14 protein-coding genes are annotated in these 16,682 nt (G+C 25.2%); 8 read left to right on the top strand and 6 right to left on the bottom strand.

What is annotated here, in order from left to right; all coding sequences use genetic code 11:
• The first annotated feature begins 448 nt into the window (after nucleotides 1-448).
• The gene (locus tag Q1X91_RS13715) at nucleotides 449-2,065 is read left to right on the top strand and encodes a hypothetical protein (protein WP_300758773.1); all 1,617 of its coding nucleotides are present in this window, start codon (nucleotides 449-451) and stop codon (nucleotides 2,063-2,065) included.
• Nucleotides 2,066-2,083: 18 nt separating this feature from the next.
• Here the strand turns inward: Q1X91_RS13715 and Q1X91_RS13720 are convergent, their stop codons facing one another.
• The gene (locus tag Q1X91_RS13720) at nucleotides 2,084-3,049 is read right to left on the bottom strand and encodes a D-alanine--D-alanine ligase (RefSeq protein WP_300758776.1); all 966 of its coding nucleotides are present in this window, start codon (nucleotides 3,047-3,049) and stop codon (nucleotides 2,084-2,086) included.
• A 422-nt stretch (nucleotides 3,050-3,471) separates the two neighbouring features.
• On the bottom strand, nucleotides 3,472-4,482 hold the full coding sequence (locus Q1X91_RS13725; protein WP_300758779.1) for an ankyrin repeat domain-containing protein: 1,011 nt from the start codon (nucleotides 4,480-4,482) through the stop codon (nucleotides 3,472-3,474).
• Nucleotides 4,483-4,765: 283 nt separating this feature from the next.
• On the opposite strand from Q1X91_RS13725, the gene Q1X91_RS13730 reads away from it, so the two are divergent.
• From Q1X91_RS13730 to fsa, 6 genes are all read left to right on the top strand, one after another.
• On the top strand, nucleotides 4,766-5,146 hold the full coding sequence (locus Q1X91_RS13730) for a YkvA family protein (protein ID WP_300758782.1): 381 nt from the start codon (nucleotides 4,766-4,768) through the stop codon (nucleotides 5,144-5,146).
• Between the two features lie 27 nt (nucleotides 5,147-5,173).
• On the top strand, nucleotides 5,174-5,581 hold the full coding sequence (locus Q1X91_RS13735; RefSeq protein WP_300758785.1) for a hypothetical protein: 408 nt from the start codon (nucleotides 5,174-5,176) through the stop codon (nucleotides 5,579-5,581).
• 449 nt (nucleotides 5,582-6,030) lie between these two features.
• Nucleotides 6,031-8,430, top strand: coding sequence for a hypothetical protein (locus Q1X91_RS13740; RefSeq protein ID WP_300758788.1), 2,400 nt, complete (start codon nucleotides 6,031-6,033; stop codon nucleotides 8,428-8,430).
• Between the two features lie 52 nt (nucleotides 8,431-8,482).
• Nucleotides 8,483-8,764, top strand: coding sequence for a hypothetical protein (locus tag Q1X91_RS13745; RefSeq protein ID WP_300758790.1), 282 nt, complete (start codon nucleotides 8,483-8,485; stop codon nucleotides 8,762-8,764).
• The gene (locus Q1X91_RS13750; RefSeq protein WP_300758793.1) at nucleotides 8,765-10,945 is read left to right on the top strand and encodes a hypothetical protein; all 2,181 of its coding nucleotides are present in this window, start codon (nucleotides 8,765-8,767) and stop codon (nucleotides 10,943-10,945) included.
• Between the two features lie 121 nt (nucleotides 10,946-11,066).
• Entirely contained in the window at nucleotides 11,067-11,720 is a 654-nt protein-coding gene (gene fsa, locus Q1X91_RS13755; protein WP_300758796.1) for a fructose-6-phosphate aldolase, read from the top strand.
• A 335-nt stretch (nucleotides 11,721-12,055) separates the two neighbouring features.
• On the opposite strand, the gene Q1X91_RS13760 is transcribed toward fsa, so the two are convergent.
• The 4 genes from Q1X91_RS13760 to Q1X91_RS13775 form a co-directional block, all read right to left on the bottom strand.
• The gene (locus tag Q1X91_RS13760; RefSeq protein WP_300758799.1) at nucleotides 12,056-12,325 is read right to left on the bottom strand and encodes a hypothetical protein; all 270 of its coding nucleotides are present in this window, start codon (nucleotides 12,323-12,325) and stop codon (nucleotides 12,056-12,058) included.
• 174 nt (nucleotides 12,326-12,499) lie between these two features.
• On the bottom strand, nucleotides 12,500-13,696 hold the full coding sequence (locus Q1X91_RS13765) for a hypothetical protein (RefSeq protein WP_300758802.1): 1,197 nt from the start codon (nucleotides 13,694-13,696) through the stop codon (nucleotides 12,500-12,502).
• A 160-nt stretch (nucleotides 13,697-13,856) separates the two neighbouring features.
• Complete coding sequence (gene ligA, locus Q1X91_RS13770; RefSeq protein ID WP_300758804.1) at nucleotides 13,857-15,848, bottom strand: NAD-dependent DNA ligase LigA; 1,992 nt, start codon at nucleotides 15,846-15,848, stop codon at nucleotides 13,857-13,859.
• A 37-nt stretch (nucleotides 15,849-15,885) separates the two neighbouring features.
• Nucleotides 15,886-16,080: a hypothetical protein gene (locus Q1X91_RS13775; RefSeq protein ID WP_300758807.1), complete on the bottom strand. Its 195-nt coding sequence runs from the start codon at nucleotides 16,078-16,080 to the stop codon at nucleotides 15,886-15,888.
• Between the two features lie 246 nt (nucleotides 16,081-16,326).
• Between Q1X91_RS13775 and Q1X91_RS13780 the strand changes: the two genes are divergently transcribed.
• Nucleotides 16,327-16,563: a hypothetical protein gene (locus Q1X91_RS13780; RefSeq protein ID WP_300758809.1), complete on the top strand. Its 237-nt coding sequence runs from the start codon at nucleotides 16,327-16,329 to the stop codon at nucleotides 16,561-16,563.
• Nucleotides 16,564-16,682 lie beyond the last annotated feature (119 nt).

Here is a 16,682-nt window from a genome sequence, read left to right on the forward strand (position 1 = left end):
AGTATTAAAATTATTATTAAATCGTACTAATTATGTTTTATATGTAGGATAAATTATTAAATTTAGACTGAAATATAGCCTTTTTGCTTCTTTGTGGCACACCGAAGGCGGATAGCGTCACAAAAGAAGTGGGGTGCTGCGTAGCACACAGAGTGGTGGGTAAAGCCCTGCAAATATTTAAAATTAAAAAAAATAATTTTTTGACAAATTATAATTGTTTAGGTATATAAGAATCGATTTAACGTTCGTTTAATTGTATTATAAAAGTAAAAATGAAAAATATAGAGAAAATCAAAAATTATAATAAAAAATATTTTTAAGAAATATTTTAAATACACTTTTTCATTTATATATTTTGATTAATTTGTCAGAAAATACAATACTTCAAATTGCAATAAAAAATTATTAGCTGTAAAATAAATAAAAATTACATAATTAAATTAAGACTATGAATGAACATAACTCTAAACAAAGATATCTTGGTGAATTTTATACGCCGCTTAATTTTGCTGATAAAGCTATACATTACATTTATGATGTAATAGATGAAAAAGAACTTAAAAGCGGTAAATACAGAATATGGGATATGGCATGCGGAAGAGGTAATTTAGAATATTATCTTGATAAAGAATGTCATAAATATTTATATATGTCTACAATAGATAATGATGATATAGTATTCTGCAAAGATAATTTTAAAGATTCATGTTTATTTCAGTATGATTATTTAAATGATGATATAGAAGACAATTCTTTTAATTATCAAAAACTTCCTCAAAAACTTCAGAATGATTTAAATAATAAAAATATAAAATGGCTTATACTTATAAATCCGCCTTATGCTACAAGTCAAGTTGCAGGAGCTAATTCTAAAAGCAAAAAAAGTGTAAGCATAAGTAAAATAAGAAATATTATGCATAAAGAAAAATTGGGAGATGCCTCAAGAGAACTTTATGCACAGTTTTTGTTTAGAATACATAAAGAATTTGAAAATAATGATAATGTTTGTCTTGCTTTATTTTCAAAGACTAATTATATAAAATACAATAACAATGAAAAGTTTAGAGATAAAGTATGCAGTTATAAGTTTAAAAAAGGCTTTATATTTTCATCTTCAAATTTTGACAACACATCAAAAACAACTCCTTTTCCAGTAAGTTTTATAATATGGAAAATAGATAACAAAGAAAATATAAAAACACAAAATATAATATTAGATGTATTAGATGATGACAGCAATTTTTTGTATAAAAAAAATTATAGTGTAGTAGACAGCAGCCAACTTCTTAATAAATGGATAAATAGAGTAAGAACTTCAAAGACTTTTGTACCTTTATCATCAGCTATAAAAGTAAAAAGTGAAGGTAAAGATATAAGAGATAAAGTATGCGATGGATTTATAGGATCACTTATGAGCTGCGGAAGTGATTTGCAGAAACAAAATCTTACTGCTGTATTTTCTGCTCCTCAGGCTTCGGCAGGTTCTCTCTCAATTACAGAAGAAAATTTTGAAAAGGCTATGATTATACATGCAGTAAGAAGATGTACAAAAGTTGACTGGCTTAATGGAAGCGATCAGTTCTCTATACCTAAAAAAGAACTACAAAAAACTTTTATACTTGACTGCGTAGTTTGGACTTTATTTTCTACTTCAAATCAAAGCTCTGCTATGGACAATATTATTTATAAAGATAATTGTTACAGAATAATTAATCATTTTTATCCTTTTGATTATAAAGAAGTATATTCTAATTGCAGTATTTTTGAATACAATAATGAAAAAAGGTTTGCTTTTATTTATCTTAAAGAAAATAAAAAATACATTTCAGATGAGGCATTTGAACTTATCAATGCTTCTAAAGAGCTTTATAAATATTTTTATTCTAATATAGATAAAATAAACACTGATAAGTTTAAAATAAGTTTATGGGACAGCGGATTCTGGCAGATAAGAAAATCTCTAAAAGATGCAAAATTAGCTTCAGACATTTTGAAAAATATAAAAAGTAAAAGAGAAGCTCTAAAGAAAAATATCTTAAAAGAGATAAATAATTTTATAAGCTAACCGTCCCATAATTTATCTTTATTTAAGAAGTCCTAAAATATATAAAGCAATATCCGCAAATTCAATACCAGAGCTTTTTGCCATAGCAGGTATATCAGAAGTATCAGTCATACCGCTTTGAGTATTAACTTCCATCAAATAAACTTCATCATTAGCAATAATAGCATCTATTCTTGAAAGACCGCCGCAGCCTAAAACTGTATATGCTCTCTTGCATGTTTCTATAACTTTATTTTCAATCTCTTTTGAAATTTTGGCAGGAACTTCTAATTCTGTTTTACCTGGTGTGTATTTAGCATCATAATCGTATATTTCATTTTTTGAATTAATACCAAGTATAGGAAACACATAAATATCATCTTCTTCTTTTACCAAACCTACAGTTATTTCTTTACCCTTTATATAAGGCTCTAAAAAATAATTATTAATATCTTCTATTTTTTTTATAGTATTATCAAACTCTTCTTTAGTTTTTATTAAAGATACTCCTACACTAGAACCGCTTGATATAGGTTTTATTATAATAGGAAAGTTTAATCCGCCAGCAGAATTGTTATTAACATCTTTTACATCTTTAAGAAGTACAAAATCTGCAGTAGATACATTTGAAGATTTCCATATTCTTTTTGTATAAACTTTATTCATACAAACAGCACTAACCAAAATATTTTCGCCTGTATATTTTATATTAAGGCTTTCTAAAAGTCCCTGTATAGTTCCGTCCTCTCCAGAAGTACCATGAAGTATATTATAGCAGTATTCTATATTATTTTCTTTAAGAGTTTTTACCAAATCATAACTATCCTGAACATCTATAAGTATGCAGTTATCTTTAAGCTCTTCAAAACTCGTTAAAGCTTTATAAACATTCTTACCGCTTCTTAAAGAAACTTCTCTCTCTTCATTTTGTCCGCCATGAAGTATTGCTATTTTTTTATTTTTAAATCTGTTTAATATATCTTTTCTTAATTTTTCATTTATCATATTATTTATCCATTAGTTTTATAGATTTATCGTATAATTCTGTAATTTTATAATTCAAATTTTTAGATAAAAATAAATAAATTTTAGTCTATACCTAAACAAATATAGTTTGTCAAAATGAATTTTTTTAATTAAAAAATTTACATTTACAAAAAAATTGACATAATAAAATTATTCCAGTATGTAAAACAATATAATTGTTTCAAAAGTACTTGATAATATTGTATATGAAAATTGCGTCATTTATAAATTATAATATAATGTTTTATATGTTGAATAAATTACTGTTTTTATATATAAATAACAGTCTTTCACTGCCGCCGAGTAACGGCAAAAAGTGCGGGTGAGGTATAATAAATAAAATTAGTTTTGGAAACAAGTCTAATATTTAATGTTTTATTTATAAAATATTAATTATATTTTTAATATTGTTCTAGAAGCTCAACTATATCATTATGCTCTTCTAATTTTGCCAAATCAAGTGCAGTCCTGCCATATTCATCAGTTACAGAAGTATCTGCATTATTTTCTAAAAGTACTTTTGCAGCTTCAAACTGATTAAAACTAGCTGCCATCATCAAAGCAGTCATTCCATAATCAGTGGTATAATTAATATCAGCACCATTTTCTAATAACATATTTATTATATTAGTATTCCCTCTATAAGCAGCATTCATTAAAGGAGTAGGCGATATATCAATATGTTCATTTTCTATTTCGCATACTGTATTTGCATCGGCACCTTTCTTAAGTAAAAATTTTACCATCTCTTCATTATTATAAGTTGAGGCATAAACTAAAGCATTAATACCGTCATCATCTTTAGCTTCAATGTCCGCACCTTTTTCAATTAAAAGCTCCGCTATAGCAATATTATGCCGACCTGCACTTGCCATAAGCGGAGTAAATCCTGACTCAGTAGTTAAATTTACATCAGCTCCTAAATCTATAAGTTTACGAACAAGTTCTTCATCATACATAGCTTCTGTTAAAGGAGTAGAATATCCTAAAGTTAAATTAACATCTGCATTGTTTTCTAATAAATAATTTATAATATCAGTTTGCTTATATTCTATAGCTTTTATTAAAGGGGTTGACTTAGAATATTCATCTATCTCTAAGTTATAATTAACATCTAAACTTTTTGATTCAATTAATTTTTTTATTTCTTCTAAATCTCCTGATTCTATAAAAGATATAATTTCTTTATCTGTGTATAAATAATATGCTGATTCTTCTGTTTCATTTGTATTTATTGATGAATTATTTTCTTCATTATTATCTGTAGTTTTTAATTCTTTTGTTTTATTTATATTATTATCTATACTATCATTTAAATTTATAGCTGCTTTATCTGTATTATTATTGTTTGATTCTTTGGTATTACAAGAAAATATAATTATAGAAAGTAAAAAAATTAATAAATATTTCATAAAGAATATATCCTAATAGCATATTTTTTATTAGTATATTATAAAAAAATTTTTTTTCAAGTTTTTTATATTAAAGCCCTGTAGGGTATATTTTTTACTTTTAAATATTTGTAAATCATGTATTATGTAAGTATTAAATATCTAATGAAATTTCCTACTCTTTTTGCTATGCTTTTAATATTGCTGTTTTTGTTTGCCTTATTATTTGATTTAATATAATTTCTGATTATTGCATTATGCTGTTTTTATAGTAAAATAGTTTCATTACTTAGGACTATTGATAATGAAAAAAACAGATAACAAAAACAAAGACTATGTAGAGATACCAGATGAAGATGTGGAGATACTCGGAAAAGATGGTATATATAGAAAATACAGCACATATAAAAAAAATAATAGAAAAAGCAAATTAATATATTGGCTGCCTTTTTTACTTGCTGTTATTTATACCTTATCTCCTATAGATTTGATTCCAGATAGGATACCTATAGGAAAATTAGACGATATAATACTGCTTGCTATAACGCTTTATTACGGATTAAAAAAAGCTGACTTCTCAGAAAATCCTATTATTAATGTAATAATCAGAAATATTATACTATCTACAACTATCACAGTATTTGTTATGATGATTATCATATACTGTTTGGCAGTTTTTCTATAATCAAATTATTATAAAGGAGAACTTTTTATGGAAAGAATATCATCAGATAATATAACTAAATTAGAAGATAATGAAGTTTTTGTTTTTGGAAGCAATACTCAGGGGGCACATGGAGGCGGTGCTGCAAGATTTGCTATGAACTTTGGGGCAGTCTATGGTCAGGCATTCGGACTTCAGGGTAAAACATTTGCTATACCTACGGTTGATTATACTAAAAGCGGTAAAATGAAAGTATCAGAAATAAAAAAATATGTTGATAAGTTTTTAGATTTTACTTTAAAGCATAAAGATAAAAAATTTCTTGTAACGGAAATAGGATGCGGTATAGCAGGATTCAAAGTAGAAGAAATGGCAGAGCTTTTCAGAGCGGCTTTAGGGTATGATAATGTTTATCTGCCTAAAAGGTTTTATGATTATTTAACTTCCAATAAATAAAAAAATTATACTGTTTATAAACTGTTTTTTTAATTTATGATATTATACAACGCACGTTAAACTTAATTTTTATATATAATGAAGTTATAATTATTAATTAATCTGTATTTTTAAAATCCGCTCTGCGTGCGTTTAATAAAGCTTTAAATTTAAATCACTCTTTGGGCGGGTGTACTTGAAGAAATATAGACTTTATATATTTAATTAAAGCAAATATGAAAAATAAAGCTTTTAAATCTAAAAGGGGGGGATTAAAATAAAGTTTTAAAATATATTCTAATCCCCACCCTCTAAATTTTAAAATATTATATGTTATTCATAGTTTGTTTTTCTTTATTTACTTTAACTGTTATTTAGGCACCCACCCAAGCGGTTTTTAAATTTATAATATTTAACTTTAAATCCTAAATACTGTTATAATAAAATATAAAAAATGAATAATCTTAATTATGAAGCAGAATAAAAAAATATTTCTATTATCATACATAATATTTATATCATCTATAGTTATTTTTATAATTATTTTTTCTTTACTTGGAAATATTGAAAGAAAAGGATATCTGTCAAATTTTAATCATATAATTGAAAATAAATATTATTTTACGCTAAAATTTGAAAGTAAAGTTTTTAAAAATAATCAAATATATAGAGTATCTCCAAATACAAATGAAATGCCTGATAATGTTGCTAATATTATATGGAGCGGAAGTTATTATGGTAATTTAGTTCTTGATAATGATAATATTCAATTAAAAGAAAATGATAAAATAGAAAACATTAAATATAAAGTAAAAATAAAAAGAGATGTATTTCTGTTTTTGATATTTATTATAATACTTTTTCCAATATTCTATTTTTATATAATACCTAATATTTATAATCATTATAAAATATATATATTGTTTTTTATATTAAATTCATTTTTGTATTTAATAACTTCAAATTTCATAATGCCATTATTTTCAATGATGAGGCTTAATTTTAATGTATACGATTTTTTATATACATACTTATTTGTAATGCTTGCTTATAATTTACTTGCATATTACCCTTTTAATTTAAGCCGTATAAAAAATATTAGAATAATACTCACTTTTTTATTTTGTGTTATATCAATATTTTCATTTTTTGTAATAGAGGCTATAAGTTTAACAGTACTGAGTATGGTGATACTTTTTTCAGATATTGCTAATCTTTATGCTTCGCTTATTACAGTTCTTCCAATTTATTTAAAAATTATTACTGTTGCTGTAAGTATAATATATTTTTCTTCTGTAATAATGTTTATATTATTATTTATTTTTAATTTATATAAAATGTTTATAAAAAGCAAAGCAGCTTCATTAATTATGACAGCTTCTATAATATTTATTTCATTCTATTTATTTTTCATACAAAGAAATATAGATATATGGAGCATAGACTTTGTAAGAAATGCAAACAGAAAAGGAATAATAAACACAATCAATTACAGAATTAATTATGACAGATTAAATAACATAAAACCAAGTAAAGAACTTGTATCAGATTCTATTAATTTACTTAAAGAGTATGAATTAAAAAGAGATGTATCAAAACTTTATTTGAAATCTACAAAAAATATTTTTGATAATATAAAAAGACTAGAAGATGATATGCATTCTATATTGATAAATGCTTCTAATGATAGTTTTATTTATAATAATGAAAGAATCGATTATGATTATATTGAAAAATTAAAAAATAATTATTCCGATGTATACAGCTATATAGAAATTTCAATTACTAATGATTTAGAAAAAATAGAAAACTTAAAACAGAGTTTGAAAAGAGATGTCTATTTAATATTTTTGGAATCATTTTATGACTACTCACATTTTAAAGATTTATTTGAAAAAGATCCTTTTACAAAAGAGTATAGGAACTGGGCAAACAATTCTACAAAAATAGCCCCTAATGTTAATAACGGAAGTTTTTATGCTAGGCTTGCAGGACTTACTGCTTCGTCTCCGCTTTATCCGAAAACTCAGTCAGAAAAAATAGAGAATACTCTTCCAGATTTGCTTTCAAAAAATGGATATAATACCATAGCTTTAGAAGAAGCGTTAAATACTTATAACTTGAAAACTTTTTATCCGTCTATAGGTTTTTCTTCTCAAGTATTCGGACTAGGAACTACTAATATTAATACATATTTAGTTACAAACATACAAAATTTAAAAACTCCTGTATTTGCAGCTGGTTTTACTATATTGGGTCATACTGATTCTCATTTGGATAATAATTTAAATATAGCAGAAAGTAATAAAAATTTTCTTAACTATTTTGAAGGTAATGATAAACTTCATATAATGGAAACACTTGATAATTCTGCTATGACAGCCATTGAAATAATAAAGATAAGAGATACTATTTTAAAACATTCCCCAAATGCCATTATAATATTTAAACATGATCATCTCTATCCTTATTTAAAAGCTATAATACAGCGTTCAAGTATCGATGAGAAAATAAAAACTAATTTTTTAAATGATTACAAACCTTCTCCTATACTAATATGGGACGGTACTAATGGAGCGTATAAAGCAGATAAAAATTTTACGCCGGAAAATATCCCGTTATTTATAGCAGCAAACTTAAATATAGACTATACAAATAGCATAATATCACTTTTATATAAAGAAGAAATTGAAAATACAATAAGCACTTATAATAGATTTTATTATACTGCTAATAACATGCCTATAGATAAAAGCGAAGTATCTAACCTAACAATATTTAAATACGAAAACGCTCAAAGAATATTGTCTCAGGATATTTTTCAGGGCAGGAAATATTATTATGATTTGATAAATATCTCTAATAAATAATTTGACTTATTTTTTATCTATGTTATTATATATCCCGTATAGGATTTTATTTATGAAGCATCAAGCATCAAGCATCAAGCATCAAGCATCAAGCATCAAGCATCAAGCATCAAGCATCAAGCATCAAGCATCAAGCATCAAGCATCAAGCATCATCAAGCATCAAGCATCAAGCATCAAGCATCAAGCATCAAGCATCAAGCATCAAGCATCAAGCATCAAGCATCAAGCATAAAAGTTTTACATTCTTAAACCTTTCTGTACCTATTGCAATTTTTTTTCAAATTTTATTTTCTATAAAAATTTATTATTCACTTTTAAACTTGGAGTTATAAATGACAGCTCTATTTGGTAAGTTTAAAAGTAGTGTATTACAAAACAAGAAATTTTTTTTAGTATATTTAATTGTAATATTAGTCTTAGTTTTATCTTTTATAATTTTATATATTTTGGGTAATATAGAAAGAAAAGGGTATTTATCAGAGTTTAAACAAAATATTGAAAATAATTATGGATTTAGAATATCATATTATAGCAAAATATTTAGGCATGGAGATATATACGGTGTTTATCCTATAGTAAAAGAAAAGCCTGAATATATTATAAGAATCAATTTTGATGGTAATGGGAGCCCTTTTGGTAATCTTTTAAGTAAAAAAGAATTAGATAATAATTATAGAATGAGTATTTATTATAAATTGAAAATCAAGAATGATGTTATTATATTTGTATTATTATTTATTTTTATATTCCCAGCAATTTATTTTTATATAATAAAGAATATAGGCATTTATTATAAGAGTTATATTTTATTTTTTATATTGAATTCACTAATTTATTTTTCTCTATTGTATCTTATTTTACCTCAATTTTCTATTTTGAAGTTTAAGTTTAATTTTGCTGATTTTGCTTTAGGTTATATATTTATAATGATAGCTTTTAATTTGCTTAAACAGAATATTTTATTAACTTTAATATTTATGATATTTCAAGACTTTTCTTTCTTTGTAATAGAACCAATCAGTTTAACTGCTCAAAATACTATACTCCTATTTACAGATATTCCTATTTTATATGTTTCTTTGATTAAAGTATTATCAATGAATATAAAAATAATTGTAGTTTTTGTTACAGTTATATATTTTTCTATACTGCTTTTATTATTAACATTATTTATATATAATTTAATTATTGAGAAAAGAAGTACGGCATTTGCCTTAATATTTTATATATCTATATTATCATATTTAATTTTTTTCAGGGATAGAGAAATAATTATTTGGGCAGCTAATTTCTATAACAATGCCAATAGAAATGGTATAATAGATACTATCAATTATAAAATTAATTATAATAGAATTAATACTAGAAAACATACTAAAGAAGAAGTACGGAATGCTTTAAATATATTAGTTGAAAAAGAAAGTTATAGGGATTATTCTAATTTACTTATTACAAATAATAGTAATAAAAGAAATATATTTTTAATATTTTTAGAATCTTTTTATGATTATTCGCATTTTACTAATTTATTTGAAAAAGATCCTTTTCCTGAAGAATATAGAAAATGGGCTAATAATTCAAGGAAAATACCGCCGAATTCTGGAAGCGGAAGTTTTTATGCAAGACTTGCCGGTCTTACAGCTTCATCACCTCTTTATCCTAAAATTCAGAATTCTATTTTGGAATATACATTAACCAAATTATTGATGGAAAATGGTTATGATTCTATAGCATTAGAAGAAGCCGAGAGTACATATAATTTGAATTCATTTTTACCTGCTATAGGATTCAAAAATGTTATTTTTAATCTTGGTATTACAAATATTGATAACTATATAAGAGAAAATTATTTTACTAACTTAACTTTTTTGTATGGTTTTACATTATTTGGACATTCAGGATTTAGGCTTTCTAATGATTTAAATATTAGAAATAATAATAAAAAATTGTTGGATAAAATAAGAGAATCTGATTTAGCTAGTTTTATTGAAACATTAGAGAGTTCAGTAATTACATCTATTGAGATTATTAAAATAAGAGATACTATACTTAAATATTATCCTAATGCCCTTATTATTTTTAAGCATGATCATTTATATCCATATCTTAGAGGGATAATTGAAAACTCTTCTATAGATAATGATATAAAAATGAGCTTTTTAAATGATAATGCACCTACTCCAATACTCATTTGGGACGGTACTAATGGAGCGTATAAAGCACCAAATAATTTTGTACCGGAGAATATACCTATGTTTATAGCTTTAAATGCTGGAGTTACTAATTATAAAAACAGCATTATATCTTTACTTTATAAAGAAGAAATTGACGGTTTTATAAGCACATACCATAAATACTACAGAATTACAAATGATACTTTATTATTAGAAAATAATATAGACGAGACATCTAAAATATTTAAATACGAAAATGCTCAGCGAATATTGTCTCAGGATATTTTTCAGGGGAAGAAGTATTATTATGACTTGATAAAAGAATATAATAATAATTGATTATACTGACACAAACAATAAATTTTAAAATTTTTAGTATATCTAAAATAAAAAATATATTGATAAAATGTTTAGTAAGATTTATAATACGCTTACTATTTATTTTAAGGAGATTTTTTTAATGAAGTTTTTTATAGATACAGCTAATGTTGATGAAATTAGAAAAGCTAATGATATGGGGGTTATTTGCGGAGTTACTACAAACCCATCTCTAATAGCTAAAGAGGGCAGAGATTTTAAAAAAACTATAGAAGAAATTACTACTATTGTAGACGGACCTATATCTGGAGAAGTTAAAGCTACTACAGAAAAAGCTGAAGATATGATAGAAGAAGCCAGAGAGATTGCTAAAATACATAAAAACATGGTGGTAAAAATTCCTATGACAGCAGAAGGATTAAAAGCAGTTAAAGTACTTTCTAAAGAAGGAATTAAAACAAATGTTACTTTAATATTTTCGGCTAATCAGGCACTTTTAGCAGCAAGAGCAGGTGCCGCTTATGTTTCACCTTTCATAGGAAGACTTGATGATATCTCAATAGACGGACTTGAACTTATAAGAACTATTTCTGATATCTTTGCAACTCATGCAATAGAAACAGAAATTATTTCAGCAAGTGTACGCCACCCTATACATGTTACTGAATGTGCATTGGCTGGTGCAGATATTGCCACTGTACCATACAGTGTAATAGTTCAGATGACTAAACACCCATTGACTGATCAAGGTATAGAAAAATTCAAAAAAGATTATGAGGCAGTTTTCGGAAAATAAGGTATAATTTTAATAATTGTTTTTTCATATTTGGGGAGAAGCATTATTTAATTAATGCTTCTCTTTTTTTGTTTTTATTTACATCCCCGCCCTTTTAGATTTAAAAGATTTATTTTTTTAATGGGTTTCAATTAAATCTATAGGTCTATATTTTTTCAAATGCACCCGCCCAAAGCATTATTTAAATTTTATACTTTCCTCAACGCACGTATAGCTAATTTTTAAAATACGGCTTAATTTATAATTATAATTTTATTATATAAGAATAAGTGAACCGTGCGTTTAAAAATATTGTAAATGTAATTTAATGATGATATTAAAATAATATAATAAATTTAAAGCCAAGTTACGAACTGTACTGCATTTAATAGTTTTAACTGTTCTTCTCTTCTTTCAATCTCTTTTTTTACTTCAGCAATGCATTCATCTATTTTATATTTGTTTTTTTGATATTTGAAGAGTTTATTCTGTTTTTGCTTGTCTGTCATTTTATTAATTTTTGAATATAGTTTTTTTAAGAATATTTTATCTCTGATTAATTTTCTTTTCACATTTAACTTAAATATGGATAGTTCAATAGGTGATCTTAAAGGATTGATAATCATACAAATACCTCCTAGTTATTTTTTGAATATTATATATTTTGTGTTATTTTACTAATATATATTATAATATAAAACATATAAATATCAATAATAAATAATATATTTTTATAGAAAAGCAAAAAATAAAAGCTGTAATATTTACAACCTTTATTTTTAATAATTAATTAATATTTTTTATTCTTCAATAAATGCATATTCTTTATCATCATAATTAAAATGATATACAAGCCTATCTTTATTTACTTCATTGGTTATATTTTTTACTAAATTTACAGCTTCATTATTTGGATGATGCATTTCATATCTTATATTATCATACTTTTTTATCTCATCATTCAAAAAATTTATAGCATCTTCATCTGTTTTAATAGCATTAATTGCAATAGGGGCTAATGGAGTTAATAAAAATACAGCAGCCATAGAAAATTTTTCTTTTAAATGATCTCTGTGATCATATATATAATTAAACTGATCTATCATTTTATTTAATAAATTTTTAATTTTTTCTTTTATCTTATCTTCAAATAAATTATCATAATTTTTCATTTTTTCTAAAACTAATTCAGCATCTTTAAAATTTGAAGTTTTTATGTATGAGTTATATAAAAAGATATCTATATATATTAAAACTTCAGAAACAGCTTTATACATATAATAATCTAAATCAAACTCTCCTATATTTTCTATTAATTTTTCTACCCTCTTCATAAATTTCTGCTTATTTTCAAAAGTTATAGAATCTTCATTTTTATTCATAATCTTTTGTTCATAATAGAAAAGTACATCTTTAGCTCTTTTTCTCAAATCAATTAAATTATTAATATCCTGTTCTGTAATATTTTTTTTATCTTTCAACTCTGATAATTCGCTTACAACAGTTTTAAAACTAGCTATTTCTTTATATTCAAGTTTTGCTGATATCTCTTTAATATATTTTAATATTACAGTTAATTTTTCATTTATCTGAAACATAAAATACTGCCCTAAGGCAATAGAAGCCACCTGCAATGCCATAGTTACTCCAACAAAAGCAGCTGCACTTCCAGCTATAGGAGTAAAATGAGCCTGAGCTTCTATTCGTTTGCTTGTTTGATTAATAATAGCACCACCATAACTTCCATCTTTATATCTCATAAGTTCATTTAAAGGTGCAGAGCATTTTAATAATTCAGAAGTTCGATTTAATAAAATACCATTTTTAAAAATTTCATAAGCACTTTTTACTATAGAATCAGATATATTTGATAAATCTAAATTTTCAAAACTAACAATTTCAAATTTATCTAAGTTTTCTATTAAATATTTCTTTTCTTCTTCACTTTCTACCAATTCAAAATTTATATTGGCAATTTCATTTTTATTTTCTTCCATAAAATTTTTTATACCTCTTTTTTATTAATTCATTATTTTATAGTATATATAAAAAATATTAAATATCAATAATAAATAATATATTTTTATAAAAAACAAAAAAATAAAGACTGTAATATTTACAGCCTTTATTTATAATTGATTATTTTTATTTAATATTTTAGCTATTAGCAATCTTTATAAACTCATCAGCTTCCATTATATCTATACCTAAATCCTGAGCTTTCTTAAGTTTGCTTCCAGCTTTTTCACCTACTATTAAAATGTCAGTATTTTTTGATACCGCAGACTGAACAGTTGCTCCCAATCTCTCGGCAGCCTCTTTTGCTGAAGTCCTTGTAAAACCTTCTATTGAGCCTGTTATTACAACGTTCTTTCCTGTTAATGGAGATTCCACTGTTACAACTTTTTCAAATACTGGATTAACTCCTGCCGCAAGTAAATCATCTATCAATTTTAATGTCTTTTCATTATGAAGAAAATCATAAATACTTTTAGCACTTATTTCCCCTATGCCTTCAATATTTTGTAAGTCTTCAATAGTAGCTTTTTTGAAATTGTCTATTGAAGTAAAATATTTAGCTAGTAAGTCCGCAGTAGTTTCACCAACCTGACGAATACCCAAAGCATATATAAATCTTTTTAATGTAGTGTTTTTGCTGTTTTCAATGGATTCAAGCATGTAGCTTGCTAATTTTTCGCCCATTCTTTCAAACTTAAATAAATCATCTCTTGTTATTTTATAAAGATCTGCTGGAGTTTTTACAAGACCGCTTTTTGTAAATACAGCAATCCATTCTTTACCTATTCGCTCCATATTCATAGCAGGCTTTGAAACGAAATACTCTATATATCTTTTAATCTTACTTGGACACTCTTCATTGATGCATCTTACTATTACATCGCCGTCAGTTACAGCAGTATCACCTCCGCATACTGGACATTTTTTAGGAAACTCAAAAGGCTTGCTGTCTTTAGGGCGTTTTTCTAATACTACTCTTGTAATCTTTGGTATAACATCGCCGGAACGTATAACTACAACAGTATCTCCTATTCTTATGTCTTTTGATTTTATTTCATTAGGATTATGAAGTGTAACATTTGAAACGGTAACGCCTCCAACCTGTACAGGCTCTAATTTAGCAACTGGTGTTAATGCCCCAGTGCGTCCGACCTGAACTTCTATATTTTTTAAAACTGTTTCTTTCTCTTCGGGTTTGAATTTAAAAGCTACTGCAAATCTTGGAGCACGTGATAAAAATCCCAATTTCTCCTGATACTTCACATCATCAACTTTTATTACAAGCCCGTCAATCTCATAATCCATTTTGCTTCTTTTTTCCTGTATATCGTAGTAAGTTTCCAATACTTTTTTAGCATCAATATTTGCATGAACTCCTTCTACTGTAAATCCTAAATCGGATAAGAACTCCATTGATTTATATTCATTAGTTAAATCAAAATCTTTATAATTAGCTATTTGATATGCAAAGAATTTTAATCTTCTTTTTTTACTTTCTGCACTGTCTAATTGTCTTAATCCGCCTGATGCAGCATTTCTTGCATTGGCAAAAGGTATCTCTTCAAGCTCCTCTCTCTCTTTATTTAAAGCTTCAAAATCTTTTTTTGTTATTAATGCTTCTCCTCTTACAATGAGTTTATTTTTCTCTTTTATGCTTTTAGGAACATTACTCATCATCTTAACATTATTAGTAACATTCTCCCCGACTTGTCCGTCCCCTCTTGTGCTTGCCACTGTGAGTTTTCCTTTTTCGTAAATAAGCTCTAAAGCAAGCCCGTCAAATTTATTTTCTACAGTGTATTTAATATTACTAGCATCAAGTTCTCTTTGCATTCTATTATCAAAGTCTAAAAACTCCTCTTCATTCATAACATTAGAAAGCGAATACATTGCAATAGGGTGTTCAAACTTCTCAAACTTTTCTAATATAGTGCCTCCCACTTTATTTGTAGGGCTGTCATCTTTTTTTAATTCTGGAAACTCCCTTTCAAGATTTTCTAATTCTCTGAAAAGTTTATCATATTCATAGTCTTCTATTTCAGGGTTGTCATCTGTATAATAAAGTTTATTATGGTAATTAATAGTTTCTGTTAATTGTTTTATTCTTTGTTTAGCTTCTTCTTTATTCATATTTATTCCTTAATAAAAATATTTAATTTATATAAATTTATTTTTTTATTTTATGTCTTATTATTAAATCTTCAAACATTGTTTTTATAAATTTGTACCCATCTTCTGTGTGTTCATCTAAATTTATTTCTTTTTCTTGCTGTTTTCCATCATCTGATTTTATAACTTCAACTAATTTAACTTTGCCGTTTTTTAATAATTCATCTAATTTAAATTTATAGTTTTTATCCATTAAAAAACCTCTATATTCTAATTTGTATTATTATAATATAAAATGGCTTGAATTCAATACTTAAATTTAGTATATAAATATAATATTATAACTTCTTACTACACTCAAAAAATATAGAAAATATTGACCAATATAAGAATATAAAGAGATTAAAAAATATTAAACATATATAAAGATTATGACAATTTCTGACGCATTCATATATTATAATAATAATATTGAATAAATATTTAAGGAGTATATTTTATGGATATTTTTGAAATTATAATGAATGCAATTGATGATTTTGATGAAGTATTTGAAAATGTTTTAGAGGCATTGAATAACAAAATAGATGGAAAAAGAATAGATAGTGATAATGATGCAGAAGAAATTGAAGATAATGAAGAAAGTAATATTATAGATATATCAGCAGAATACATTTCAGAAGAAGATATTGATGATTCAAATAAAATACATATAGGAAAAATAGATGATAATTAAAAATTAATTAGCGTAAAAAAATATATATACCTAAACAAATACAGTTTGTCAAAAAATAAATTTTTTAAATTTTGATATTTGCGGGGCTTTGCCCCACACCCCAGTTCTTTTGTTGGCAC

Source organism: uncultured Brachyspira sp., from assembly GCF_949287625.1.
In the GTDB taxonomy this organism is placed as follows: domain Bacteria; phylum Spirochaetota; class Brachyspiria; order Brachyspirales; family Brachyspiraceae; genus Brachyspira.

What these genes read in the sequence shown, in the direction of transcription:
- Q1X91_RS13765 (WP_300758802.1), bottom strand. Translation starts at nt 13,696, where the DNA reads ATGGAAGAAAATAAAAATGAAATTGCCAATATAAATTTTGAATTGGTA.
- Q1X91_RS13735 (WP_300758785.1), top strand. Translation starts at nt 5,174, where the DNA reads ATGGAAAGAATATCATCAGATAATATAACTAAATTAGAAGATAATGAA.
- ligA (WP_300758804.1), bottom strand. Translation starts at nt 15,848, where the DNA reads ATGAATAAAGAAGAAGCTAAACAAAGAATAAAACAATTAACAGAAACT.
- Q1X91_RS13745 (WP_300758790.1), top strand. Translation starts at nt 8,483, where the DNA reads ATGAAGCATCAAGCATCAAGCATCAAGCATCAAGCATCAAGCATCAAG.
- Q1X91_RS13730 (WP_300758782.1), top strand. Translation starts at nt 4,766, where the DNA reads ATGAAAAAAACAGATAACAAAAACAAAGACTATGTAGAGATACCAGAT.
- Q1X91_RS13750 (WP_300758793.1), top strand. Translation starts at nt 8,765, where the DNA reads ATGACAGCTCTATTTGGTAAGTTTAAAAGTAGTGTATTACAAAACAAG.
- Q1X91_RS13780 (WP_300758809.1), top strand. Translation starts at nt 16,327, where the DNA reads ATGGATATTTTTGAAATTATAATGAATGCAATTGATGATTTTGATGAA.
- fsa (WP_300758796.1), top strand. Translation starts at nt 11,067, where the DNA reads ATGAAGTTTTTTATAGATACAGCTAATGTTGATGAAATTAGAAAAGCT.
- Q1X91_RS13760 (WP_300758799.1), bottom strand. Translation starts at nt 12,325, where the DNA reads ATGATTATCAATCCTTTAAGATCACCTATTGAACTATCCATATTTAAG.
- Q1X91_RS13725 (WP_300758779.1), bottom strand. Translation starts at nt 4,482, where the DNA reads ATGAAATATTTATTAATTTTTTTACTTTCTATAATTATATTTTCTTGT.
- Q1X91_RS13740 (WP_300758788.1), top strand. Translation starts at nt 6,031, where the DNA reads ATGAAGCAGAATAAAAAAATATTTCTATTATCATACATAATATTTATA.
- Q1X91_RS13715 (WP_300758773.1), top strand. Translation starts at nt 449, where the DNA reads ATGAATGAACATAACTCTAAACAAAGATATCTTGGTGAATTTTATACG.
- Q1X91_RS13720 (WP_300758776.1), bottom strand. Translation starts at nt 3,049, where the DNA reads ATGATAAATGAAAAATTAAGAAAAGATATATTAAACAGATTTAAAAAT.
- Q1X91_RS13775 (WP_300758807.1), bottom strand. Translation starts at nt 16,080, where the DNA reads ATGGATAAAAACTATAAATTTAAATTAGATGAATTATTAAAAAACGGC.